Raw genomic sequence first — 19512 nt, 5'->3', positions numbered from 1 at the left:
CCGGTAAAGAATGGTATCACCGCCCAATTCCAAAAAGGATAAAATCTACGATCTTGTCTATCGAGTTTTTATCAGCAATCAGGCGTGGAGAAGTACTAAGCGGCAACTCCAATCCACCAAATGCAGCCACCGTCCATCGACTGAAGAATCCAATTTCATCAGTAGGCATCTCCCTGAATTCACCAGACTGGACCCCTCCGTAAACGATTTCACGGACAATTTCCACCTGAGTAGCTTCAAATTCCCCTTTAAGGCGGCAAATTTCCTTGAAGTTGTCGAAGATATCATCATGAATAACCTTTCCCAGATTATGCATTTTATCTTTCAATTGGAGACGCGCAACTAAAAATGCTTTAAGTTTGCCGGTTGACGATGGTTCGCCGTTTATTGCAATACGAATATCTTTAAGGATCTTCTTTAGTTCATCAAGTACTACGGCCTCAAATAATTCATTTTTTCCCGTGTAGTAATAATAAAGGGAGCTTTTCCCTTTGCCAACAGCCCGTGCCACATCGTCCATTGTGGTTTTTTTAAGTCCGTATCTGGAGAAGAGTTCCCGGGCAGCTTCTAGAATCTCCTTAATCAGTATTTCATCTTTTGGAATAATGTCTGCCATTCGACTAAAGTTTGTTATAATTCTAAAAATACAAATTTAAATCCGAATTGTTTAATTTTTCTTTCTGAAGATTCTGTAATGGCAGCCCAATTTGTTCTTCTAAAATTTTAATATCAACTATTCTTCGTTTTTGTACCCTATTGTCACTTAAGCGTAATCATTAAGTAATACGAAAATAATATTGGCAGTAGATCAGTCACTTACAAAAACAGTCTTTTTGGTGATGATAAATTAATTTTGCGAGTAAGAATTTTCGACTAATTTTGTCATGTAGTCGAAAGTAAACGACTTATTTATTTTAAAATACACAATTATGAAAAAGTTAATTTTATCATTAACAGCAGTAGTTGCAATTGCCTTGAGCGCAAATGCACAAACCGAAAAAGGAAAATGGATTCTTGGTGGAACAGCTTCTTATGACTCACAAAAATCTGACGCAGATGGTGCTAAGGCCTCTGAAACTTTGTCGTTGGTTCCAAATTTAGGATATTTTGTATCTGATAATTTCGCCTTGGGAACAGGTGTTGGCTACAACTATTCTAAAGTTGGAACAGCAAGCCCAAGCGGTTACAATGAGGCATTCGTTGTAAGTCCTTTTGGCAGATATTATGTTGGATTAAGCGATCAATTCAAATTTTTTGGCCAGGCTGCTGTGCCTTTGGCATTTGGAACGGTTAAAGCAACAGACGCAAATGGTGAGGCTGGTGCAAAAGTAGGTTCATCTACTGCAGTCGGCGTAGCGCTATCTCCTGGTTTTGCTTATTTTCCGACTAAGAAAATTGGAATTGAGTTCGCATTCAGAGGTATTTCTTACAACAATTATCGTGTAGAAGATTCTGCTGGAAACGAAGTTAAAGGTGCTGGTTATGACAGGTTCTCCATCGGAACTAATTTCTTTACTCCGCAAATTGGAGTTCAGTTCCACTTTTAATCACCTCCATAAGCAATAAAAGAAGGTGCATCGAAAAGGTGCGCCTTTTTTTATGTGTAGTAGCCGATAACGATAGCTCATTGCTAATCCCTACCTTTGCCAAATGTCATTATCTTTTGAAGACTTTAAGCTTAACCGCCAGATCCTGAATGCTGTTGCAGACGCGGGCTATACCTTGCCAACACCGATACAGGAAAAAGCGATCATGCCTATTTTGTCGGGGCAGGACATCATGGGCATTGCGCAGACCGGAACAGGTAAAACTGCGGCCTTTGTGCTGCCGATGCTGATGAAACTTAAATATGCTCAGGGAAATGACGCACGTTCATTAATTATTGCCCCTACGCGTGAACTGGCAATGCAGATTGAACAGAATGTTCGAACTTTCGCTAAGTATACCGATCTGCGTACTGTTGTGTTATACGGAGGACTCGGTCCAAAAACCCAGATTGCTGAGCTTAAAAAAGGAGTAGACATAATTATTTCCACTCCAGGCAGGTTCTTAGACCTATACCTTGCCGGAAACATTAATACGCAGTATTTGAAGTTTCTGGTCATGGATGAAGCAGATAAGATGATGGATATGGGATTTATTGGATCTATTCATCGAATTTTAGAAGTAGTTCCTAGAAAGAGACAGAATCTTCTTTTCTCGGCAACAATGAGTGACCTGGTACATAAAATATCCGGGGATTTCCTGAAGCATCCCACTGTAATTGAGGTTGCTGCACAAGCCACTCCCGCCGAAACAGTTAGTCAGGTCCTTTATAAAGTTCCGAACCTCAAAACTAAGCTTAACTTGCTTCAGCATTTGCTGAAAGATACTGAAGACTTTACCCGGCTTATCATATTCTGTAAGACAAAAACAGTAGCTGATAACATCTTTCATTTCCTTGAACGCCGGTATGGCGCCGAGCAGGTTAGAGTGATTCATGCGAACAAAGGTCAGAATACCCGTATAAATTCGATTAATGCATTTAAAGATGGTGACATCAGAATTCTGGTTGCGACGGATGTTGCGTCGCGCGGTCTGGATGTTACGGATGTTAGCCATGTCGTAAATTTCGACGTGCCAATAATTATTGAAGATTACGTGCACAGAATAGGTCGAACGGGGAGAGCTTTGCAAACGGGTGATGCAATCACATTCTGCAGCCCATCGGAAGAATATTACGTCCAAAAAATTGAAAAGCTGATCCGTCAGCAGATTCCGGTAATTGAAATTCCTGACGGAGTTTTTATTGACGATACCCCATATGAGGAGCGTCAGGATATAGCCCGTGAGATAGACTTACAAAAGCGGCGTGATGACCCTGAGTTTAAAGGTGCCTTCCATGAAAAGAAGGCTAAAAACTCTAAAGGAGCCAAGCCGGCTGTGAAGGCTGGTGCCACTGCAAAAGTTAGAAACAATAAACCTGGCGGAGTCAGAAAGCGAAAGAGTGTAAAGTTTGATGCCGTACATAAAAAGGATAAGAAAAAGAAATGAGGTTACGCTTGACTCCGCTTAACATCTTTTCCTCCATTCTACTGGTAAGCATGACTTATCTTTTGCTTTTTCCCGACGAAAATGGCTGGCGATTCCTCGGCCTTGTACCACTGGCAGGGTTGTTACTCGTCAGTTTAATTTCAGATTTGCTGTTCAGAAGATTAATTGTCGATCTGAAACGAATTTGGTTATTTGAACTACTATTTCTCATATTTGTCGCCGTATTAATTGTTTTGATTAAAACCCAATTCAGTTAAAAAAATTAAAATATTTACGAGCGGGCACTTGAGCTGCTCGTTTCTCATATCCCGAATACACATGAAAAAGGCTGAAATAAAACTCACCATTGAACTAGACGAACAGAACGTACCGGAAAACATCCTTTGGGAATCTACCGATGCTCAAAATAAAGAGGCGTTGCCAGTAAAATCCATGATGCTCGCACTTTGGGATCACAACTATAAAAATTCTCTTCGCATTGACCTTTGGACTAAAGATATGCCCGTTGACGAGATGAAACGCTTTTTTTACGAAACTCTGCAGACGATGGGTGATAGCTTTTTACGTGCCACCGGTGAGGAAGCCATTGTGGAAGACCTTCGCGATTACTGTGCCCACTTTGCTGAGAAGATGGAGCTTACTGACGGAAATGCCCCGCATTCTGCCTTGAAAGGTTAGAAACTACGATATGACAGCTAAAAATTATACGGGACTTCTGGGTGTGATACTCGTATTGGTTGGTGGCATGTGCCCCATGTTACGAGTCCCAATTTTTGGTAATTGGAATTACTGGGACATTGATACTGTACTCGCATCAATCGTATATTCATTGAGTGCCCTTGCCCTTATTGCAGCGGTAACACGGAAGCAAGGCCTCCTCCGTTTTTCCGGATGGTTATTATTATTGATGCTTGTTTTCACACTTACAGCAGTATATTTTAAGGCGAACGATTATTTCAGCTTTATTCCTTTAAAGAAACTTGCTGCAGCAGCCACAAGAATGATAAAGTTTAAATGGATCGGATGGGGTTTGATGTTTGCGGGAACTTTTATTATAATTTTATTTTCAGGCAAGGAGAAGGTTTCCCTGAAGACAAGTCCTAAAATGCCAGGCTAGTCTGTCCGATCCCAAGCATTTTTGCTTCGTGATCCAGTAGCCACTTTTTACGCCAAAGTCCGCCTCCAAAACCTACCAGGTCACCATTACTTCCAATAACCCGGTGGCATGGAACTACGATCATTAGGTTATTCTTTCCATTTGCAGAAGCTATTGCACGGATCGCTAGCGGATTATTCATCAACTTTGATAAATGGGCGTAACTTATAGGTTTCCCGGCGTCAATTTTGGTCAGCTCATCCCACACAGACTGCTGAAATGGTGTGCCGTGTTGTTTCATTTTGAAATCAAAGGAACAGGAAATTCCATTAAAGTAGGATTTGAATTGCTCTAATGCATAAAGAGTTAATTGATTTGGTGTTTCGTCCGGAATTTCACTGGGAAAGCCTACGAAGCAGACCTCCTGATCATTTGATCTGATGACAAGCTTGCCGATTTGTGTATCGAGGAGTGAACTATACATGTCTCAAATTACGATTATTATGCAAAAACAAACTCTATCTTTGCCTGAAATGACCCTCATTCACCAGATTAAATTTCTGATCCGAAAGGAAATAATGCTTGAATGGCGTTCGCGTTACGCACTCAATGGCATTCTCCTCTATGTGGTTTCAACGGTATTTGTCTGTTATCTGTCATTCAGGGAAATTAGCAATCCTCCAACCTGGAACGCATTATTCTGGATCATTATGCTTTTCGCGTCGGTGAATGCGATCACTAAAAGCTTTATGCAGGAAAGTAGGGGCAGACAACTCTATTATTACACCATTGCAGGCCCCCACGCAATTATAATATCCAAAATTATCTATAATGTTTTATTGATGCTACTCTTGTCAATAATCGCTTTGGGCTTCTATTCCCTTGTATTTAAAAATCCGGTGGGTGATCCGCTTTTTTATATGCTCGCGGTTGTGTTAGGGAGTATAAGCTTTGCATCGGTATTTACTATGATATCGGGAATTGCATCAAAAGCGGGGAACGGAGGGGCTTTGATGGCGATACTAAGTTTTCCCGTAGTCATACCCTTGCTGCTGGTTTTGATAAAATTATCTAAAAACGCACTGGATGGTTTAGACAGAGCAGTTTCATATGATGAAATTGCAATTTTGCTGGCTATCAATGTCATCGTAATTACCACTTCGCTTCTTTTGTTCCCCTACTTGTGGCGAGATTAGTAAAATTACACTGACACTCGCAATTTGCCTCTGTTTTTACAAAAATCAATTTAACATATATTACATTTGCTCACCAATATTATCTTATGAACAAAAGCTGGTGGAAAATTTTGGCCATAGTGCTGGTACTTTTTTCAATCATTGGCGGGTTTCTTTTTCATGTGCCCGCAAAGCCTATCCTTAACGAATCAATCCGAAACATTCACTTTCATGTTCCGATGTGGTTTGCAATGATCACCATGCTGGCCGTATCATTTGTCTACAGCATTAAATATCTCAACAAAGGCAATGAGAATGATGATCTGATGGCCGTAGAGAGCGCCAACGTTGGGATCGTATTTGGAATATTGGGATTAATAACCGGCATGATTTGGGCGAATTTTACTTGGGGCGAACCCTGGAGTAACGATCCGAAGCAAAACAGCTCCGCTATTGCGCTTTTGATTTATATGGCATATCTGGTTCTTCGTAATTCAATGGACGAGGAGCAAAAAAGAGGCAAAATATCTTCAGTGTACAACGTTTTTGCTTTTCCTATTATGGTTGTCTTATTATTCGTGTTGCCGCGCATGACAGATTCCCTGCATCCCGGAAACGGTGGAAACCCGGGTTTTAATACAAAAGATATGGCTCCGGAGTTAAGGCCTGTTTTTTATCCTGCATGTCTAGGATGGATTCTGGTTAGCCTGTGGATTACAAATCTTAGATTCCGGATTCGGAAACAAGAAAACTTAAATAGTTGATTTCGAAAGTTGACAGTTGAGAGCGGCGGATCTTCAGGTTAAACGCCAGCCTCGATATTCGATACTTGATACATAATACCCAAAACTATAACAATGAAAAAATTCCTTTTTGTAATCTGTTTTTTATGCTTGACGGCGGCCTCAATTTTCGCACAGGGAAGCTCTGAAGTTGAAATGGCGACAGAGCTACGGAGCTCCGGCAAAATATATGTTGTGGTGGCGGTGTTGGCCGCAATTTTCATTGGACTGGCATTCTATTTGTTCTCAATAGACAACAGGCTAAAAAAAATCGAGAAGCAACAGAAGTAAAAAATCTGCCTTTAAAATCTGTCTGTTAAGTTTTTTGAATTGGTTTGGAAAATGTACTTGGTACACTAAGTGATTTTCATTTTTAGTATCAATTAATTTCTTTCAACTTTGCATAAACCAATTATTAAATAAATTTATTTACAGTATGGCTAAGTCTATAGACGCAGCGCATTCCGAAACATCTTTTTTTGGAGACGTCTGCCAGTTTTTTGATCATGCAGCGCAATTTACATCACATCCTGAAGGATTGCTTGATCAGATCAGATCATGTAACAGTGTATACCGCTTCCGTTTTCCGATTCGAAGAGGGAATGGATTTGAGGTGATTGATGCATGGCGTGTTGAGCATTCTCATCACAAGTCACCAACGAAAGGTGGGATTCGTTATAGTGAAATGGTGAATGAGGATGAGGTGATGGCTCTTGCAGCATTGATGACGTATAAGTGTGCGATTGTCAACGTGCCTTTTGGTGGAGCCAAAGGGGGTATTAAAATTAATCCTAAAGAATACACGGTTGCGGAGTTGGAGAATATTACACGCCGGTACACCGTTGAGCTGATAAAAAAGAATTTTATTGGACCCGGAATAGATGTACCTGCTCCTGATTATGGTTCCGGTGAGAGAGAAATGAGCTGGATAGCCGATACCTATCAGACAATGAATCCGGGCCAGCTGGATGCCCTGGGTTGCGTGACGGGAAAGCCGCTGGCGCTTCATGGTATTGCTGGACGAAAAGAAGCTACTGGTCGTGGTGTTGCCATTTCCATCCGCGAATGCGTAAGCGTTGCTGAAGATATGCAGAAACTTGGTCTTGAAGCAGGTTTATCCGGCAAGCGGGTAATTGTTCAAGGTATGGGTAACGTAGGATATTACACCATCAAATACCTTACAGAATTTGGCGCCACGATCGTGGGTATTTGCGAATTTGAGGGTGCAATTTACAGTTCCGAAGGGTTCGATCTTGATGAAGTTTTTAATCATCGAAAAACAACAGGTTCAATCCTTGGATTTTCAAAGGCTCACAAAGAATTTAAGAATTCTTCTGAGGGTCTTGAACAGGAATGCGATATCTTAGTTCCTGCAGCTCTTGAAAATCAACTTACAGAACATAACGTTGCAAATATTAAGGCAAAAATTATAGCTGAAGCTGCAAACGGACCTACTACTCCTGATGCGGCGTCTGCTTTGATTGAGAGAGGTTGTATTCTGATTCCTGATATGTACTGCAATGCCGGAGGTGTTACCGTATCCTATTTCGAGTGGTTGAAAAACCTTTCGCATGTTGCGTTTGGCCGTATGGACAAGCGTTATGAAGAGAATGCAAATCTCAATCTTGTCAACACAATTGAAAAATCTACAGGCGTAACCCTCGATGCAACTCAAAGAAGTATGATCATTAAAGGTGCATCAGAACTTGAGCTCGTTAATTCAGGCTTGGAGGATACAATGATTCGCTCATATCATGAGATTCGTGAGATCAAAATGGAAAATTCCAGAATTGATAGCCTTCGTACTGCCGCTTTTGTTAGTTCAATTAACAAAGTTGCCGTGTCATACATGAATATGGGAATCTGGCCATAATTGAGTTATACGTTTTACGTTGTACGTTTTACGCCTGGGCGGTCAGCGCAGCGTTATAAATCGTATAACAACCACGTTTTAGACCTTGACGGCTGGTGCAGCGTTTAGACACTTAGAACGTACAACGTAAAACGTATAACTTATTTAGAATGATTCTAATATAGAAACATTGTTGTTAGAATTGCTTCAAAAGTTTAGCATTTAGTACTTTTGTGGTGGCAATCGCCGTTTAGGTTCTAATATTCACAACAATGAAGAAAAGTTCTATCGCAGGTATGATCATTATAGCTATTGCTATCTGTGTCATCATCAGCACCTACGCAGATTCGAGTACATACGGTTCATTCACTGACGCTCGTCAAACTGAATCGGAATTGCATGTTGTAGGCCAATTAAACAAAGAAAAAGAACTTTTTTACAATCCTGTTCAAGATGCCAACTATTTTTCCTTTTACCTCAAAGATAACGACGGTAAGGAGTGCAAGGTAGTATTCAGCGGTTCCAAACCACAAGATTTTGAGCGTTCCGAGCAAATCGTTCTGACAGGAAAGATGATCGGTAATGAATTTCACGCTTCGAAAATCTTGATGAAATGCCCATCTAAATACACCAAAGACGAGGTAGAAGTTACTGAAGTATCTGCTACTACCGCAAAAATCTAAATCTTAATGGACGTACAATTTATTGGAGAAAACCTTCTTCCTGGCAAGCTAGGTCAATTCTTCATCATCCTATCGTTCTGCTCAGCTTTGCTGGCAACGGTAAGTTATTACTTTGCAACAGTTAATTCTCACGGAGATACTTTTCAAAAACAATCAGTGGCCGGTTGGCAAAAGATTGCGAGAACTGCTTTCAGTTTAAACTTGCTTTCGGTTGTTGGTATCGGTTCTTGCCTATTTTACATCATTTATAATCACCTGTTTGAATATCACTACGCTTGGGCACATTCATCTAAAACTCTCCCGGTATACTACATAATCTCATCTTTCTGGGAAGGGCAGGAAGGTAGTTTCTGGTTGTGGACTTTCTGGCAAGGTGTTTTAGGATCCATTATCGTGTTGAGGGGCAAAACCTGGGAAAACTCAGTTATGACGACTGTTATGCTGTCGCAGGCTTTTATTGCATCAATGCTGGTCGGAGTTGAGTTGTTCGGTCAGAGGATAGGAAGTTCGCCGTTTATTTTGCTTCGCGACGCCGTCCCAGGGCCTATTTTTTCCCGACCAGACTATTTGACACTAATTACTGATGGTAACGGCCTAAACCCGCTACTACAGAACTATTGGATGGTTATACACCCCCCTACCTTATTTCTTGGATTTGCTTCAATGATAATTCCTTTTGCTTACGCCATAGGCGGATTATGGGAAAAACGTTATAGCGAATGGATAAAACCGGCTTTGCCATGGTCTCTTTTTGCTGTAATGATTCTGGGTACGGGCATCATTATGGGCTCCTTCTGGGCCTATGAAGCGCTGAACTTTGGAGGTTTTTGGGCATGGGATCCGGTTGAAAATGCTTCAATCATTCCATGGTTAACCTTAATTGCTGCTGTTCACGTGTTGATCGCTTATAAAAATTCGGGGCACTCATACTTCACGGCAACTTTTTTAGTGCTTATTAGCTTTGTTCTTGTTCTCTATGCGTCGTTTCTTACGCGAAGTGGTATACTTGGAGAAACATCGGTCCATGCGTTTACCGATCTCGGGATGTTTTGGCATCTTGTATCTTACGTGTTGGTTTTCTTTGGCTTGATGATCGCGTTCCTAGTTATCCGATGGAAGGAATTACCTATTACAAAGAAAGATGAGGAAACCTATTCGAGAGAGTTTTGGTTATTCATCGGTGCGCTGGTATTATCAGTTGCATGTATACAGATTCTTGCAACTACCTCCGTACCTGTTTTTAATGCCATGTTCGGCACAGAGATCGCACCTCCCCCTAATGTAATTCAGCATTATAATAAGTGGCAGGTACCATTTGCTGTCGTTATAGCATTTATATCTGCATTTTCTCAATATCTAAAATACAAAAATACCGACGCCAAGAAATTTTTCGTCAGCATCGCTATTTCGCTTGTGTTGTCGTTGTTCATAACAGCCGCGGCAGTATATATCACCAAGGTGTACACCAACTTTATGTACATCATCCTTACATATGCAGCAGTTTTTTCTATTCTTGCAAACGCCAAAATTCTCGGAGATGCATTTAAAGGCAAATGGCGGCTTGCAGGTTCGGCGGTTGCACATATAGGGTTTGCATTATTGCTCGTGGGGGCTTTGATTGCTGCAGCAACAAACAATGTGATCTCTGTCAATAATACAGGAATTGGCTTTGGCGATGAATTTGCAAAAAGCAACAATCCTCGCGAAAACATTATCCTTTATAAAGACGAGCCTGTCAAGATGGATCGGTACACAGTAACTTATAAAGGGGATTCTACCGAAGGCGTCAACACCTATTATAGAATAAATTACCAGGTTGTTGACTCAGTTAGCGGTAAGGTTAAAGAGAACTTCAATTTGTATCCCAATGCCCAGCAAAATGCAAAGATGAGGCAAATCATTGCTTCACCGGATACACGTCATTATTTGTTCCATGATATTTACACACACGTGAGCAGTGTACCACTTAAAGAGGAAGACCACGAGGATCATGAAGGGCATTCAGATGATGAAAGCTATGAAAAACCAGTTAATCATGAAGTTAATGTGGGCGATACTGTTCGTTTCCGTGAGGGATTCATTACTGTTAAGGGGATAAACCGTGCGGCGAAAATTCAGAATATTCCTGTTACCGCGCAGGATATAGCTATCGGTATGCAATTGGAAATCAATTCAAATGGTAAGACTTACAACTCGGAACCAGTTTATCTCCTGAAGGACGGGTCAAAGTTTGACTTTGGCAAAAAGGTTGATGAGGCAGGATTGAAGTTGCGTTTTACAAATGTTTATCCGGATAAAGATAAACTTGAGCTTATGGTATATCAGAAACCTAAAGCGGAGAAGAGTTGGGTCGTGTTAAAAGCAATAGAATTTCCCTATATAAATTTCTTCTGGGGCGGAACGATTATTATGGTCGTTGGTTTCCTGCTTTCTATTTTCCGACGAAATAAAGAGTTAAAGGCAGCCTGATGAATATCGTTTTATTAGGAAGTGGCAATGTTGCTACACACTTAGGCCGTGCTTTTAAGATGGCCGGGCAAACAATCGACCAGGTTTGGAGTCGTGATCTTGAACATGCAAAGCAGTTGGCGGATACCCTTGCTTCTCAAGCGATTTTTGATATAGATGATATAAACCGATCCGCTGATTTATACATTATTGCCGTAAAAGATAGCGCAATCACAGAGCTTGCAAAATCTTTGGATCTAACAGATAAACTGATTGTTCATACTTCGGGTTCAACGTCCATCGATGCTTTAATAGGTGTATCCGATCATATCGGCGTCTTATATCCCTTACAAACTTTCTCTAAAAATAAGGCGGTCGATTTCAGACAAATTCCTATAGCGATCGAGGCAAATAATCCGGACGACTTAGCAGCCATAAGGGCCATCGCAGACCGTATTTCAGAAAAGGTAACAGAACTTTCCTCTGCTCAGCGAAAGGCCTTGCATGTAGCGGCGGTATTTGCATGTAATTTTACTAATCACCTGTTTGCAGTTTCTCAAAATTTACTCAAAGAAGAGAATCTGGACTTTGATCTTATAAGGCCCCTGATAGCTGAAACAGCTCATAAAGTGCAATTGTATGATCCCGTATCCGTTCAAACCGGTCCGGCTGTCCGTGAGGACATGGAGATCATAAATTCGCACCTTGAAATGCTGAAGGATCAACCTGAATTGCAGGACCTTTATAAGAAGCTAAGTCAGAGCATAGTCAATTTGCATAAGCATCCGCAGGGCTGAATTTAATTTGTTATTTTTGCCCTAATGAACATTTTTAAGATTAAAATTAACTTTGAAGAGGCATCAAAACCCTCTGTGGAACTACCTATTGCCGAGGGGGAATCTGTTCTTGACGTCTGTCTCGATAACGGAATAGAACTTCAACATAACTGTGGGGGTGTTTGCGGTTGCAGTACATGCCAGGTATATGTTAATCGTGGAATGGACAATATTGAAGAAATTTCTGATAAAGAAGAAGATTTTATAGACCGAGCTGTTAATCCTAGAATTAACTCCCGCCTGGGATGTCAGTGCGTAATTATTGATGGCGATATCGAAGTGACATTACCGGACCAAAACCAGTTTTTAGGACATTAATAAATTGCTGAATCAAATATATGGCTAACGAAAAATTTGAACTACCCATCCATTGGAATGACTACGAAGATATTGCAATGGGGCTTTACGAAAAGTTTGGCGATGACTTCAGCGAATCAAAAATATATCGTATTCGATTTACTGAACTGCTTGAATGGGTTTTAAGTTTGCCTAATTTTGCGGGTACCCGTGAAGAAAGCAATGAGGGTCATTTGGAACAGATACAGTCTGCCTGGGTTTATGAATGGCGGGATAATCAGGACTAGCGAGATATGAGAATAGAGGAAACAGTTTTGTCCAGGTTAGTTGGCCCAACACGCTGTCAACTGTCAACTGTCAACTGTCAGCTTCTCTAATGTTTCTCGAAAAAATCAAACATATAAAAGCCTTCGTACTCGACGTTGATGGGGTGCTTACGGATGGTACTGTTCTTGTGACGGAAACTGGTGAGCAGTACCGAAGATTCAATATCAAAGATGGCTATGCATTACAACTCGCAGTGAAGCGCGGTTATCATGTTGTAGCACTTTCTGGGGGCCGGTCTAAGGGTATAGAGCTACGCCTAAAAGGACTTGGTATTACCGAAGTATTTCTCGGTCTTGATTCCAAGATCGAAACTTACAACAACTTTCTTGCAAGCAGCGGGCTATCGTCCGATCAGGTTCTGTACATGGGTGATGATATACCTGATCTTCCTGTAACAAAATTAGTGGGATTGGCAACCTGTCCGGCTGACGCCGTGGAGGAAATAAAAGCTGCTTGTCATTACATATCACCGAAAAATGGCGGCCAGGGTTGCGTACGTGATGTTATTGAAAAAGTAATGAAGATCCGTGGCGACTGGCACGATGAAAGTCCATCAGCACATGATGGCAGCTTGAATTAATTTTGTGAGGTGGTTAAACCATTTGAGGAAAATGGTATCAAACTGAAAAACTAAAGAACGATATGAGAAAATTAATTATTGCATTAGGCTTCATGTTATGTGTAGTAACATTTGCTAAAGCACAAGGTGGTGGCCAAAGGGGAGGTACTCCACAAGAAAGAGCTGAAAGATCTATCACTCGTATGGAGGCACTAAAGCTGACAGCAGATCAAAAAGCAAAGCTTACAGAAGTATTTTTGGCTCAGGGGAAATCAATTGACAGCCTGAGAGCTGCAAACGGTGGTGCCGGCTTTGAAGGCATGCGCGAAAAAATGGCTCCAATCCAGGCAGCTACTACTAAAAGAGTAATGACACTTTTGAATGATGAGCAGAAAAAGTCTTACGAGGCTATGCTTGCTGAGCAAAGAGCACGAATGAATAATTAATCGTCGGTCTACTCTGAAATTATTAAAGCGGCTAATGGCCGCTTTTCTTATTTTTGGAGAAATACAAAATATGAACAATCAATTTCCTCCAATAATATTAGCCTCTAAATCTCCACGCAGGCAGGAGCTCTTAAAGCTTATGGGTATTGATTTTCGGGTTGTACTGAAAGAAGTTGATGAAAGTTTTCCCGATGGACTTGAGCCGCATGAGATAGCCCTATATATTTCCGAAAAGAAAGCAAAGGCTTTTGATGAGATGGTTATTGATGAAATCGTTATTACCGCCGACACAATAGTCGTTATCGATGGAAAGATTCTTGGCAAACCGGAAAGTGAAGAAAATGCCTTCGAAATTCTTACGACTTTATCAGGAAATATGCATCAGGTTATTACAGCCGTTAGTTTGTTGAAGAATGGGCAAATTCATAGTTTTTACGAAATCTCCGAAGTGTTTTTTAAACCTATAACAGAAGAGCAAATACGTTATTATATCAAGACTGGAAACCCAATGGACAAGGCCGGGGCATATGGAATTCAGGAATGGATTGGACTGGTCGCCATCGAAAAAATAAATGGCTCTTACACAAATGTTGTTGGGCTTCCTACACACAGACTGTATCAGGAATTATGCAGTTTAATTTAATATTTTCTGAACAATTTGCTTATAAGTAAGTTTTAAAGCTCTTTTTCAATTTTAGTATGAATTTTGCTACGACCGTAGTATGGTCCTTATTGATAAAAGCGAGACAGGTCGAATCCCTAAATGGGGCTTGTTCGTATTCCCATTTCTGACAATTATTTTTGCTGGGTTTTACCTGCTTGACGAAAGCTTATATCGTTATATAATTAAGGAGGACAGCATCGTTGAATGGCTCACTTTCGCGTTCTTATTCGCTGCCGGCATTCTGTCTTTAATAGTTGCAATTAGAATTAAACACACTCATCAGTATTTGCACTGGTTTTTTATCTTATTCTTTGGTTTCAATATACTGGCCGGTCTTGAGGAGATTAGCTGGGGGCAACGCGTTTTTCACGTAGAAACTACCGGCGTGTTTCATGAATACAGCGATCAAAATGAAATCAACCTGCACAATACCTTTCAGGGGATCTTTCACATAAAGACTAAGCATATTGCACTATTAGTGTTATTCCTATATGGAAGTATACTTCCAGGGCTCATGCGCGACAGAAATTGGCAAAATGAAAATTTCGTCGTCCGGCAATTCATTGTTCCACCAATGTTCCTTCGGGGCGGGTTCACTATTGGAGCTATTCTAATGCTGGATTTTCAAACCGGACATGAGGAGGAAATCGGGGAATTCTTTTTCAGCATATGTTTCTTTATCATGATGTTGTGGAATCTGACACTGTTTAAACGCGGTTATTTTCGTCCCGATAGTTACATAAGCATCTCAAAAAGAACTCCTTCTTTAAGCGAATAGGTCGAAAGTTTAAAAGATTTAAACTCCCTCATAGTCAGTATATATTTCGTGAGCATCGTTGCTACGACAATCATATCCACACGCACTGTGGGGATTGCATGCATTTGGCTCCGTTCATGATGGGTGCTTTCTTCAATCCACTCTGATATTTTTCTGAACCTGTTCAGGTCCAAGTTGAATTCAGGTCTGCTAAACGCAGGTTTGAATTCGGGATCCTGTAATGCAGCAAAGGTTTCAAAAGATCCTGCAGAGCCCACTAATACGTCAGGAGCATGTAAGTAAAGTTGATCTTGCAGACCCGAAAGTGTTTCATCCAGAAATTGTTTAAGCTGATCTCGTTCGTGCTTAGTGATAGGATCATTTTGATGAAATTTTTCCATCATGCGGGCAGCCCCAATTGGATAGCTGTGTTTCCAAAATATGGTGGAGTTGTCGCAGATGATGAATTCGACACTTCCACCTCCAATGTCCACTATCAGAGCTTTACTCGTTAAATTGACAGCAGCCCTCACCCCAAAGTAAATAAGTTCTGCTTCCCGCTCGCCGTCAATGATTTCCAGATTTAGTCCGGTCTGATTTTTTATCGCCGTAATAAATTCCGGACCATTTGAGGCAGTTCTTACGGCTGACGTTGCCGCACTTTTTACTTTACTAACATCATAATGGACAATGCGGTCTTTGAATTCCTTTATGGCATTTATCCCACGTTCAAAAGCCTGGCTTGAAATAATGCCCCTGGATATACCACCTTCGCCAAGTTTAACGTCTATAGTGTCCTGATATACAATAAACGGGTGTTGCTTTTCTATGTCTGCGATAAGGAGGTGGAACGTATTTGTCCCCAGATCTAATATCGCGGTTCTGGTTGGCTGGTTATTAGTTGTTAGTTGCTTGGGCATTTCTGAGGTCATGAATCTTAATTTAATTCAACACTGTCCAACAACCAAACACTAATGCCCAACCATTATCCTTTATACATAAACCATTTGCCGAGCTCCTTAAAGCTAACTTTCTTACCGTACATAAGAATTCCTATGCGATAGATTCTCGATGCAACCCAGGTCGTGAAAATGAATCCTCCGATAAGCAGCACGATGGATAAAGCCAGTTCCCACATGGGCACCCCGAATGGTAAACGAACCATCATAGCAATAGGTGACGTAAATGGAATGATACTTAGCCAGAATGATAATGAGCTATCCGGGTTATTAACAATGAAGCTGAAGGACATGATGTAGGTAAATAACAGCGGCAGAGTTATTGGCAGCATAAACTGCTGCGTCTCTGTATCACTGTCCACGGCGGATCCTACTGCCGCGAATAAGGCACTGTAAAGCATATATCCTCCGAAAAAGAAGATGATGAATGCCGGAAGGATATAACTCCACTCAACGGTCTGTATCGCTTTAACTATATCTGTTCCTGGTCCAGACTGCGCTGCAATTTGCTGTTGTGCGGCAGGCATTTCCGATTTAACAGCCTCCATTTTATCTTTAAACAGTACATTGGTTGCAACTGTCATCAAGGTTCCGGATAAAATAATCCAAAGAAGAAATTGAGTCAAACCCACTAAACCAATTCCGATTATTTTACCCATCATAAGCTGGAAGGGCCTTACTGATGAGATCACCACTTCAACGATACGACTTGTCTTTTCCTCAATTATACCACGCATAACCTGGATTCCGTATATGAAAAGTGACATATAAATGAGGATCGCTGCAGCAAATCCAACAGCCATCGCCGCGCCCGAGCTGCTGTCTTTTTCGCCCTCCAGAGTTAGCTGCTTAGAAACTATGTTTACATCAGGCTTTATGTTATCAAGTGTCGCGGCGTCGATTCCAGCATCCTGAAGCATTTTATTTCTCAGTCCATCATTCAGCTGGTCTTCGATTGTGCTCATAACTGATAGCCCTGCCTTTTTTTGCGAAAATAATTCCAGGTTCCCTCCGCTTGCTATGTCTTTTGGGATATGTAAAAGAAATGCTCCATCATCTGCAATAACTTTTTGCTTAGCCTGGTCGAGAGGTTCTGTCGACAAATGGAACTTTACAGACTTCTTGTCTTTGAGCCCTTTATTAAAAATGCCGCTGTCGTCAATCACCTCTACTGTCGGAACGTTATCACCTCCGTTGATAGATAAGGCGATAACTAAAGCATACATCCCGATAATCAGCATGGGGACCAGGAACGTCATTAACAGGAATGACTTTTTCTTAACACGGCTTAAATATTCTCGTTGTATTATGAGTAAGGTTTTGTTCATGATGCTAATTCTTTACGTTCTGAATAAATATGTCGTTCATACTCGGAATTACTTCCATGAATTCGTTCACCTGTACCTCCTGAATTAAAAATTTTAGCACGTCATTCGCAGAATATTTCTCTTGAACTTTCACGGTCAAATAGTTAAGGTCATTGTCGGCGGTTTGGTCTAAAATTTCAAACATTGTATTTTCTGTTGACGTTAACTGACCTTCAAAGCCTATTCTGTACGTATTGCTGCGGTAGAGGTTTTTGATATCCTTGACTTTCCCGTCAAGTATCTTTTTGGATTTGTGGATAAGAGCAATACTATCACATAGTTGTTCAACAGATTCCATCCGGTGGGTTGAGAAAATGATTGTAGCACCCTTTCTGTTGAGTTCTAATATTTCATTGGTAATAACCTGTGCATTGACCGGATCAAAACCAGAAAAAGGCTCATCCAGAATTATAAGCTCTGGGTCGTGCACTACCGTTGCTACAAACTGCACTTTTTGTTGCATGCCCTTACTAAGATCTTCCACCTTTTTCTTCCACCAGCTTTCGATTTCCATTTTTTCAAACCAATATTTGATTCGTTTGGTAGCATCCTGCTTACTCATGCCTTTTAATTGAGCGAGGTAAAGCATTTGCTCACCGATCTCCATTTTTTTGTACAGGCCTCTCTCTTCGGGGAGGTAACCAATTTTAGAAATGTGCGAAGGATTTAATTTTTCACCATTAAAAAATACTTCGCCGCTATCAGGGCCAGTAATTTGATTAATAATGCGGATTAAGGACGTTTTTCCTGCGCCGTTAGGGCCGAGCAGACCAAATACGCTCCCTTTTTCGACCTCGATAGATACATTATCCAACGCGCGGTGATTAGCATATTGCTTGACAATATTTCTGATACTCAGCATCTTATTTTTTATGGTTAAACGAAATTTAGATGAGCACGTGTGACTTTAGTTACACGGCCCTTTCGTTATGATTAGATGCGTAAATTATAAAATATTAGCGGAAGATAGCTCAGGATTTGGCTTTTTTGCTCTTAGAGTGTCCAAACCAGTTTTTAATGGTAAGAAATATTTTAGGGTCGCTATTTTTTTCCTTTCCGATCAGGTAACCATAGGGTTTAAGGGGTTTTACATGATCGCAAATTATCTTTAAAATACCAATCATCGGAATTGCGAGGATCATTCCGGGAATACCCCATATTAGTTCAAAAAGAACCAATGCAAAAATTGTAAACATAGGATTGATATTTACCTCAGATCCGACGACCAGCGGTTCAAGGATATAAGTTTGCAAAAATTGGACGATCAGATATGTCGCTAAAACAGAAAAAATCATTTTGTCATCTCCACCCTGGGAAACCACCATCAATAATGTCAAACTTGTTCCAGCCAAATTGCCCACAAAGGGTATTATTTCCAGAATCCCACACAAGACGGCAAAAAACAATGCATTTTCAACACCAGCCACAGTGAAACCTATGCCATAAAGGACCCATAGAGAAACGATCATCAGGCTCATCCCCGAAAGATACTTCTGAGCCATTTTCCCGGCATCATCCATAATTTGATTTGCCTCTTTAGCTTCGGAGTTGGGAACGATCATCAGAACGAATTTTTTCAGATGGGCTCTCGAGGAAATGAAAAGGAACAAATAGACTAATACCAGCACAGTATCTACCAGGATTCCCATAATTGAGCTTAACACCGTAGTTGCAGTACCCATTGAGGCTCCGCCGGATGACGATTGTTTATCTAACCAGGCTTTTTGCCTCTCTGGAGAGATCCCCATGTTCTTTGCAATATACTGTTTGATCTCACTAGAGATTTTGCTTATTCGTTCGCCAATTTGTGAAAGGTCATTAGTAATGTCTGATGCCTGCCAGGAAAGCAGCGCGACTATGCCTGCGATACCCACCAACAAGGTGAGAATGCACAACAAACTCGCAACCGCGCGGTTCATCCCCTTGTTCTCAAACCATCTGCATAGAGGCAGAAACAACATTGCCAATAAAGTGGCAATGGCTATTGGGATAAGAAATTCTCTGCCAAAGTATAAACCGCTGATCACCAGGAAGGCAAAGAACAGTATTGAAATACTTTTAGAAAGTGAGGGACTGGTTGTAAACATGTTGCTAGAATTTTCAGATGCTACCTATTCGGTCTCCGCTATTGTTTCCAGCGGAGCTAGCTTACAACCTGAAGCGTAACAAATAATGTGGGTACAAGTTTCCCCTTATTTCAATTATTTCTACCACATTGGATCGAAGCAAAG

Annotated in this window: 23 protein-coding genes; 17 read left to right on the top strand and 6 right to left on the bottom strand. The window is 40.9% G+C overall.

Annotated features, from left to right (window positions below):
- Nucleotides 1-16: 16 nt before the first annotated feature.
- Nucleotides 17-616, bottom strand: coding sequence for a TetR/AcrR family transcriptional regulator (locus B5X60_RS16340; RefSeq protein WP_079703805.1), 600 nt, complete (start codon nucleotides 614-616; stop codon nucleotides 17-19).
- Nucleotides 617-929: 313 nt separating this feature from the next.
- Here B5X60_RS16340 and B5X60_RS16335 point away from each other — a divergent pair, with 313 nt between their 5' ends.
- The 4 genes from B5X60_RS16335 to B5X60_RS16315 all read left to right on the top strand — a co-directional run bounded on the left by B5X60_RS16335 (nucleotide 930) and on the right by B5X60_RS16315 (nucleotide 4150).
- Nucleotides 930-1547 (top strand): outer membrane beta-barrel protein, encoded by a 618-nt coding sequence (locus B5X60_RS16335; RefSeq protein ID WP_079703804.1) that lies wholly within the window; start codon nucleotides 930-932, stop codon nucleotides 1545-1547.
- Nucleotides 1548-1650: 103 nt separating this feature from the next.
- A complete protein-coding gene (locus B5X60_RS16330; protein ID WP_079703803.1) occupies nucleotides 1651-3033 on the top strand; it encodes a DEAD/DEAH box helicase in 1383 nt (460 codons plus the stop codon).
- 318 nt (nucleotides 3034-3351) lie between these two features.
- Nucleotides 3352-3711, top strand: coding sequence for a gliding motility protein GldC (gene gldC, locus B5X60_RS16320; RefSeq protein WP_079703801.1), 360 nt, complete (start codon nucleotides 3352-3354; stop codon nucleotides 3709-3711).
- A gap of 10 nt (nucleotides 3712-3721) precedes the next feature.
- A complete protein-coding gene (locus tag B5X60_RS16315; RefSeq protein WP_079703800.1) occupies nucleotides 3722-4150 on the top strand; it encodes a hypothetical protein in 429 nt (142 codons plus the stop codon).
- Here B5X60_RS16315 and B5X60_RS16310 read toward each other — a convergent pair.
- On the bottom strand, nucleotides 4134-4613 hold the full coding sequence (locus B5X60_RS16310) for a methylated-DNA--[protein]-cysteine S-methyltransferase (RefSeq protein WP_079703799.1): 480 nt from the start codon (nucleotides 4611-4613) through the stop codon (nucleotides 4134-4136). The genes B5X60_RS16315 and B5X60_RS16310 overlap by 17 nt on opposite strands.
- 49 nt (nucleotides 4614-4662) lie before the next feature.
- Between B5X60_RS16310 and B5X60_RS16305 the strand changes: the two genes are divergently transcribed.
- From B5X60_RS16305 to B5X60_RS16245, 13 genes are all read left to right on the top strand, one after another.
- A complete protein-coding gene (locus B5X60_RS16305; RefSeq protein ID WP_079703897.1) occupies nucleotides 4663-5325 on the top strand; it encodes a heme exporter protein CcmB in 663 nt (220 codons plus the stop codon).
- An 86-nt stretch (nucleotides 5326-5411) separates the two neighbouring features.
- Nucleotides 5412-6068, top strand: a complete 657-nt coding sequence (gene ccsA, locus B5X60_RS16300) for a cytochrome c biogenesis protein CcsA (protein WP_079703798.1) — start codon at nucleotides 5412-5414, stop codon at nucleotides 6066-6068.
- Nucleotides 6069-6161: 93 nt separating this feature from the next.
- Nucleotides 6162-6377, top strand: coding sequence for a CcmD family protein (locus B5X60_RS16295; protein WP_079703797.1), 216 nt, complete (start codon nucleotides 6162-6164; stop codon nucleotides 6375-6377).
- 145 nt (nucleotides 6378-6522) lie between these two features.
- Nucleotides 6523-7959 (top strand): Glu/Leu/Phe/Val family dehydrogenase, encoded by a 1437-nt coding sequence (locus B5X60_RS16290; RefSeq protein ID WP_079703796.1) that lies wholly within the window; start codon nucleotides 6523-6525, stop codon nucleotides 7957-7959.
- A gap of 251 nt (nucleotides 7960-8210) precedes the next feature.
- On the top strand, nucleotides 8211-8621 hold the full coding sequence (locus tag B5X60_RS16285) for a cytochrome c maturation protein CcmE domain-containing protein (RefSeq protein ID WP_079703795.1): 411 nt from the start codon (nucleotides 8211-8213) through the stop codon (nucleotides 8619-8621).
- Nucleotides 8622-8627: 6 nt separating this feature from the next.
- The gene (locus B5X60_RS16280; protein ID WP_079703794.1) at nucleotides 8628-11090 is read left to right on the top strand and encodes a heme lyase CcmF/NrfE family subunit; all 2463 of its coding nucleotides are present in this window, start codon (nucleotides 8628-8630) and stop codon (nucleotides 11088-11090) included.
- Complete coding sequence (locus B5X60_RS16275) at nucleotides 11090-11866, top strand: Rossmann-like and DUF2520 domain-containing protein (protein WP_079703793.1); 777 nt, start codon at nucleotides 11090-11092, stop codon at nucleotides 11864-11866. Before B5X60_RS16280 ends, B5X60_RS16275 begins: the two co-directional genes overlap by 1 nt.
- A 24-nt stretch (nucleotides 11867-11890) precedes the next feature.
- On the top strand, nucleotides 11891-12223 hold the full coding sequence (locus B5X60_RS16270) for a 2Fe-2S iron-sulfur cluster-binding protein (RefSeq protein WP_079703792.1): 333 nt from the start codon (nucleotides 11891-11893) through the stop codon (nucleotides 12221-12223).
- 20 nt (nucleotides 12224-12243) lie between these two features.
- A complete protein-coding gene (gene iscX, locus B5X60_RS16265) occupies nucleotides 12244-12489 on the top strand; it encodes a Fe-S cluster assembly protein IscX (protein ID WP_079703791.1) in 246 nt (81 codons plus the stop codon).
- An 89-nt stretch (nucleotides 12490-12578) separates the two neighbouring features.
- Nucleotides 12579-13109 carry a KdsC family phosphatase gene (locus B5X60_RS16260; RefSeq protein WP_079703790.1) on the top strand — a complete coding sequence of 177 codons (531 nt, stop codon included), beginning with the start codon at nucleotides 12579-12581 and terminating at the stop codon, nucleotides 13107-13109.
- Between the two features lie 62 nt (nucleotides 13110-13171).
- Nucleotides 13172-13534 carry a hypothetical protein gene (locus B5X60_RS16255; protein ID WP_139377514.1) on the top strand — a complete coding sequence of 121 codons (363 nt, stop codon included), beginning with the start codon at nucleotides 13172-13174 and terminating at the stop codon, nucleotides 13532-13534.
- A gap of 70 nt (nucleotides 13535-13604) precedes the next feature.
- Complete coding sequence (locus tag B5X60_RS16250) at nucleotides 13605-14177, top strand: Maf family protein (RefSeq protein WP_079703896.1); 573 nt, start codon at nucleotides 13605-13607, stop codon at nucleotides 14175-14177.
- 79 nt (nucleotides 14178-14256) lie between these two features.
- Complete coding sequence (locus B5X60_RS16245) at nucleotides 14257-14976, top strand: hypothetical protein (protein ID WP_079703788.1); 720 nt, start codon at nucleotides 14257-14259, stop codon at nucleotides 14974-14976.
- On the opposite strand, the gene B5X60_RS16240 is transcribed toward B5X60_RS16245, so the two are convergent.
- The 4 genes from B5X60_RS16240 to B5X60_RS16225 all read right to left on the bottom strand — a co-directional run bounded on the left by B5X60_RS16240 (nucleotide 14934) and on the right by B5X60_RS16225 (nucleotide 19368).
- Entirely contained in the window at nucleotides 14934-15887 is a 954-nt protein-coding gene (locus B5X60_RS16240; RefSeq protein WP_079703787.1) for a Ppx/GppA phosphatase family protein, read from the bottom strand. The genes B5X60_RS16245 and B5X60_RS16240 overlap by 43 nt on opposite strands.
- A 53-nt stretch (nucleotides 15888-15940) precedes the next feature.
- A complete protein-coding gene (locus tag B5X60_RS16235; protein WP_079703786.1) occupies nucleotides 15941-17242 on the bottom strand; it encodes an ABC transporter permease in 1302 nt (433 codons plus the stop codon).
- A 4-nt stretch (nucleotides 17243-17246) separates the two neighbouring features.
- Entirely contained in the window at nucleotides 17247-18143 is an 897-nt protein-coding gene (locus B5X60_RS16230) for an ABC transporter ATP-binding protein (RefSeq protein WP_079703785.1), read from the bottom strand.
- 109 nt (nucleotides 18144-18252) lie between these two features.
- Nucleotides 18253-19368: an AI-2E family transporter gene (locus B5X60_RS16225; protein WP_079703784.1), complete on the bottom strand. Its 1116-nt coding sequence runs from the start codon at nucleotides 19366-19368 to the stop codon at nucleotides 18253-18255.
- Between the last annotated feature and the right edge of the window lie 144 nt (nucleotides 19369-19512).

Origin of the sequence: Daejeonella lutea, from assembly GCF_900168015.1 — a bacterium.
GTDB lineage: Bacteria > Bacteroidota > Bacteroidia > Sphingobacteriales > Sphingobacteriaceae > Daejeonella > Daejeonella lutea.
This window is presented reverse-complemented; position numbering and strand designations above follow the sequence as displayed.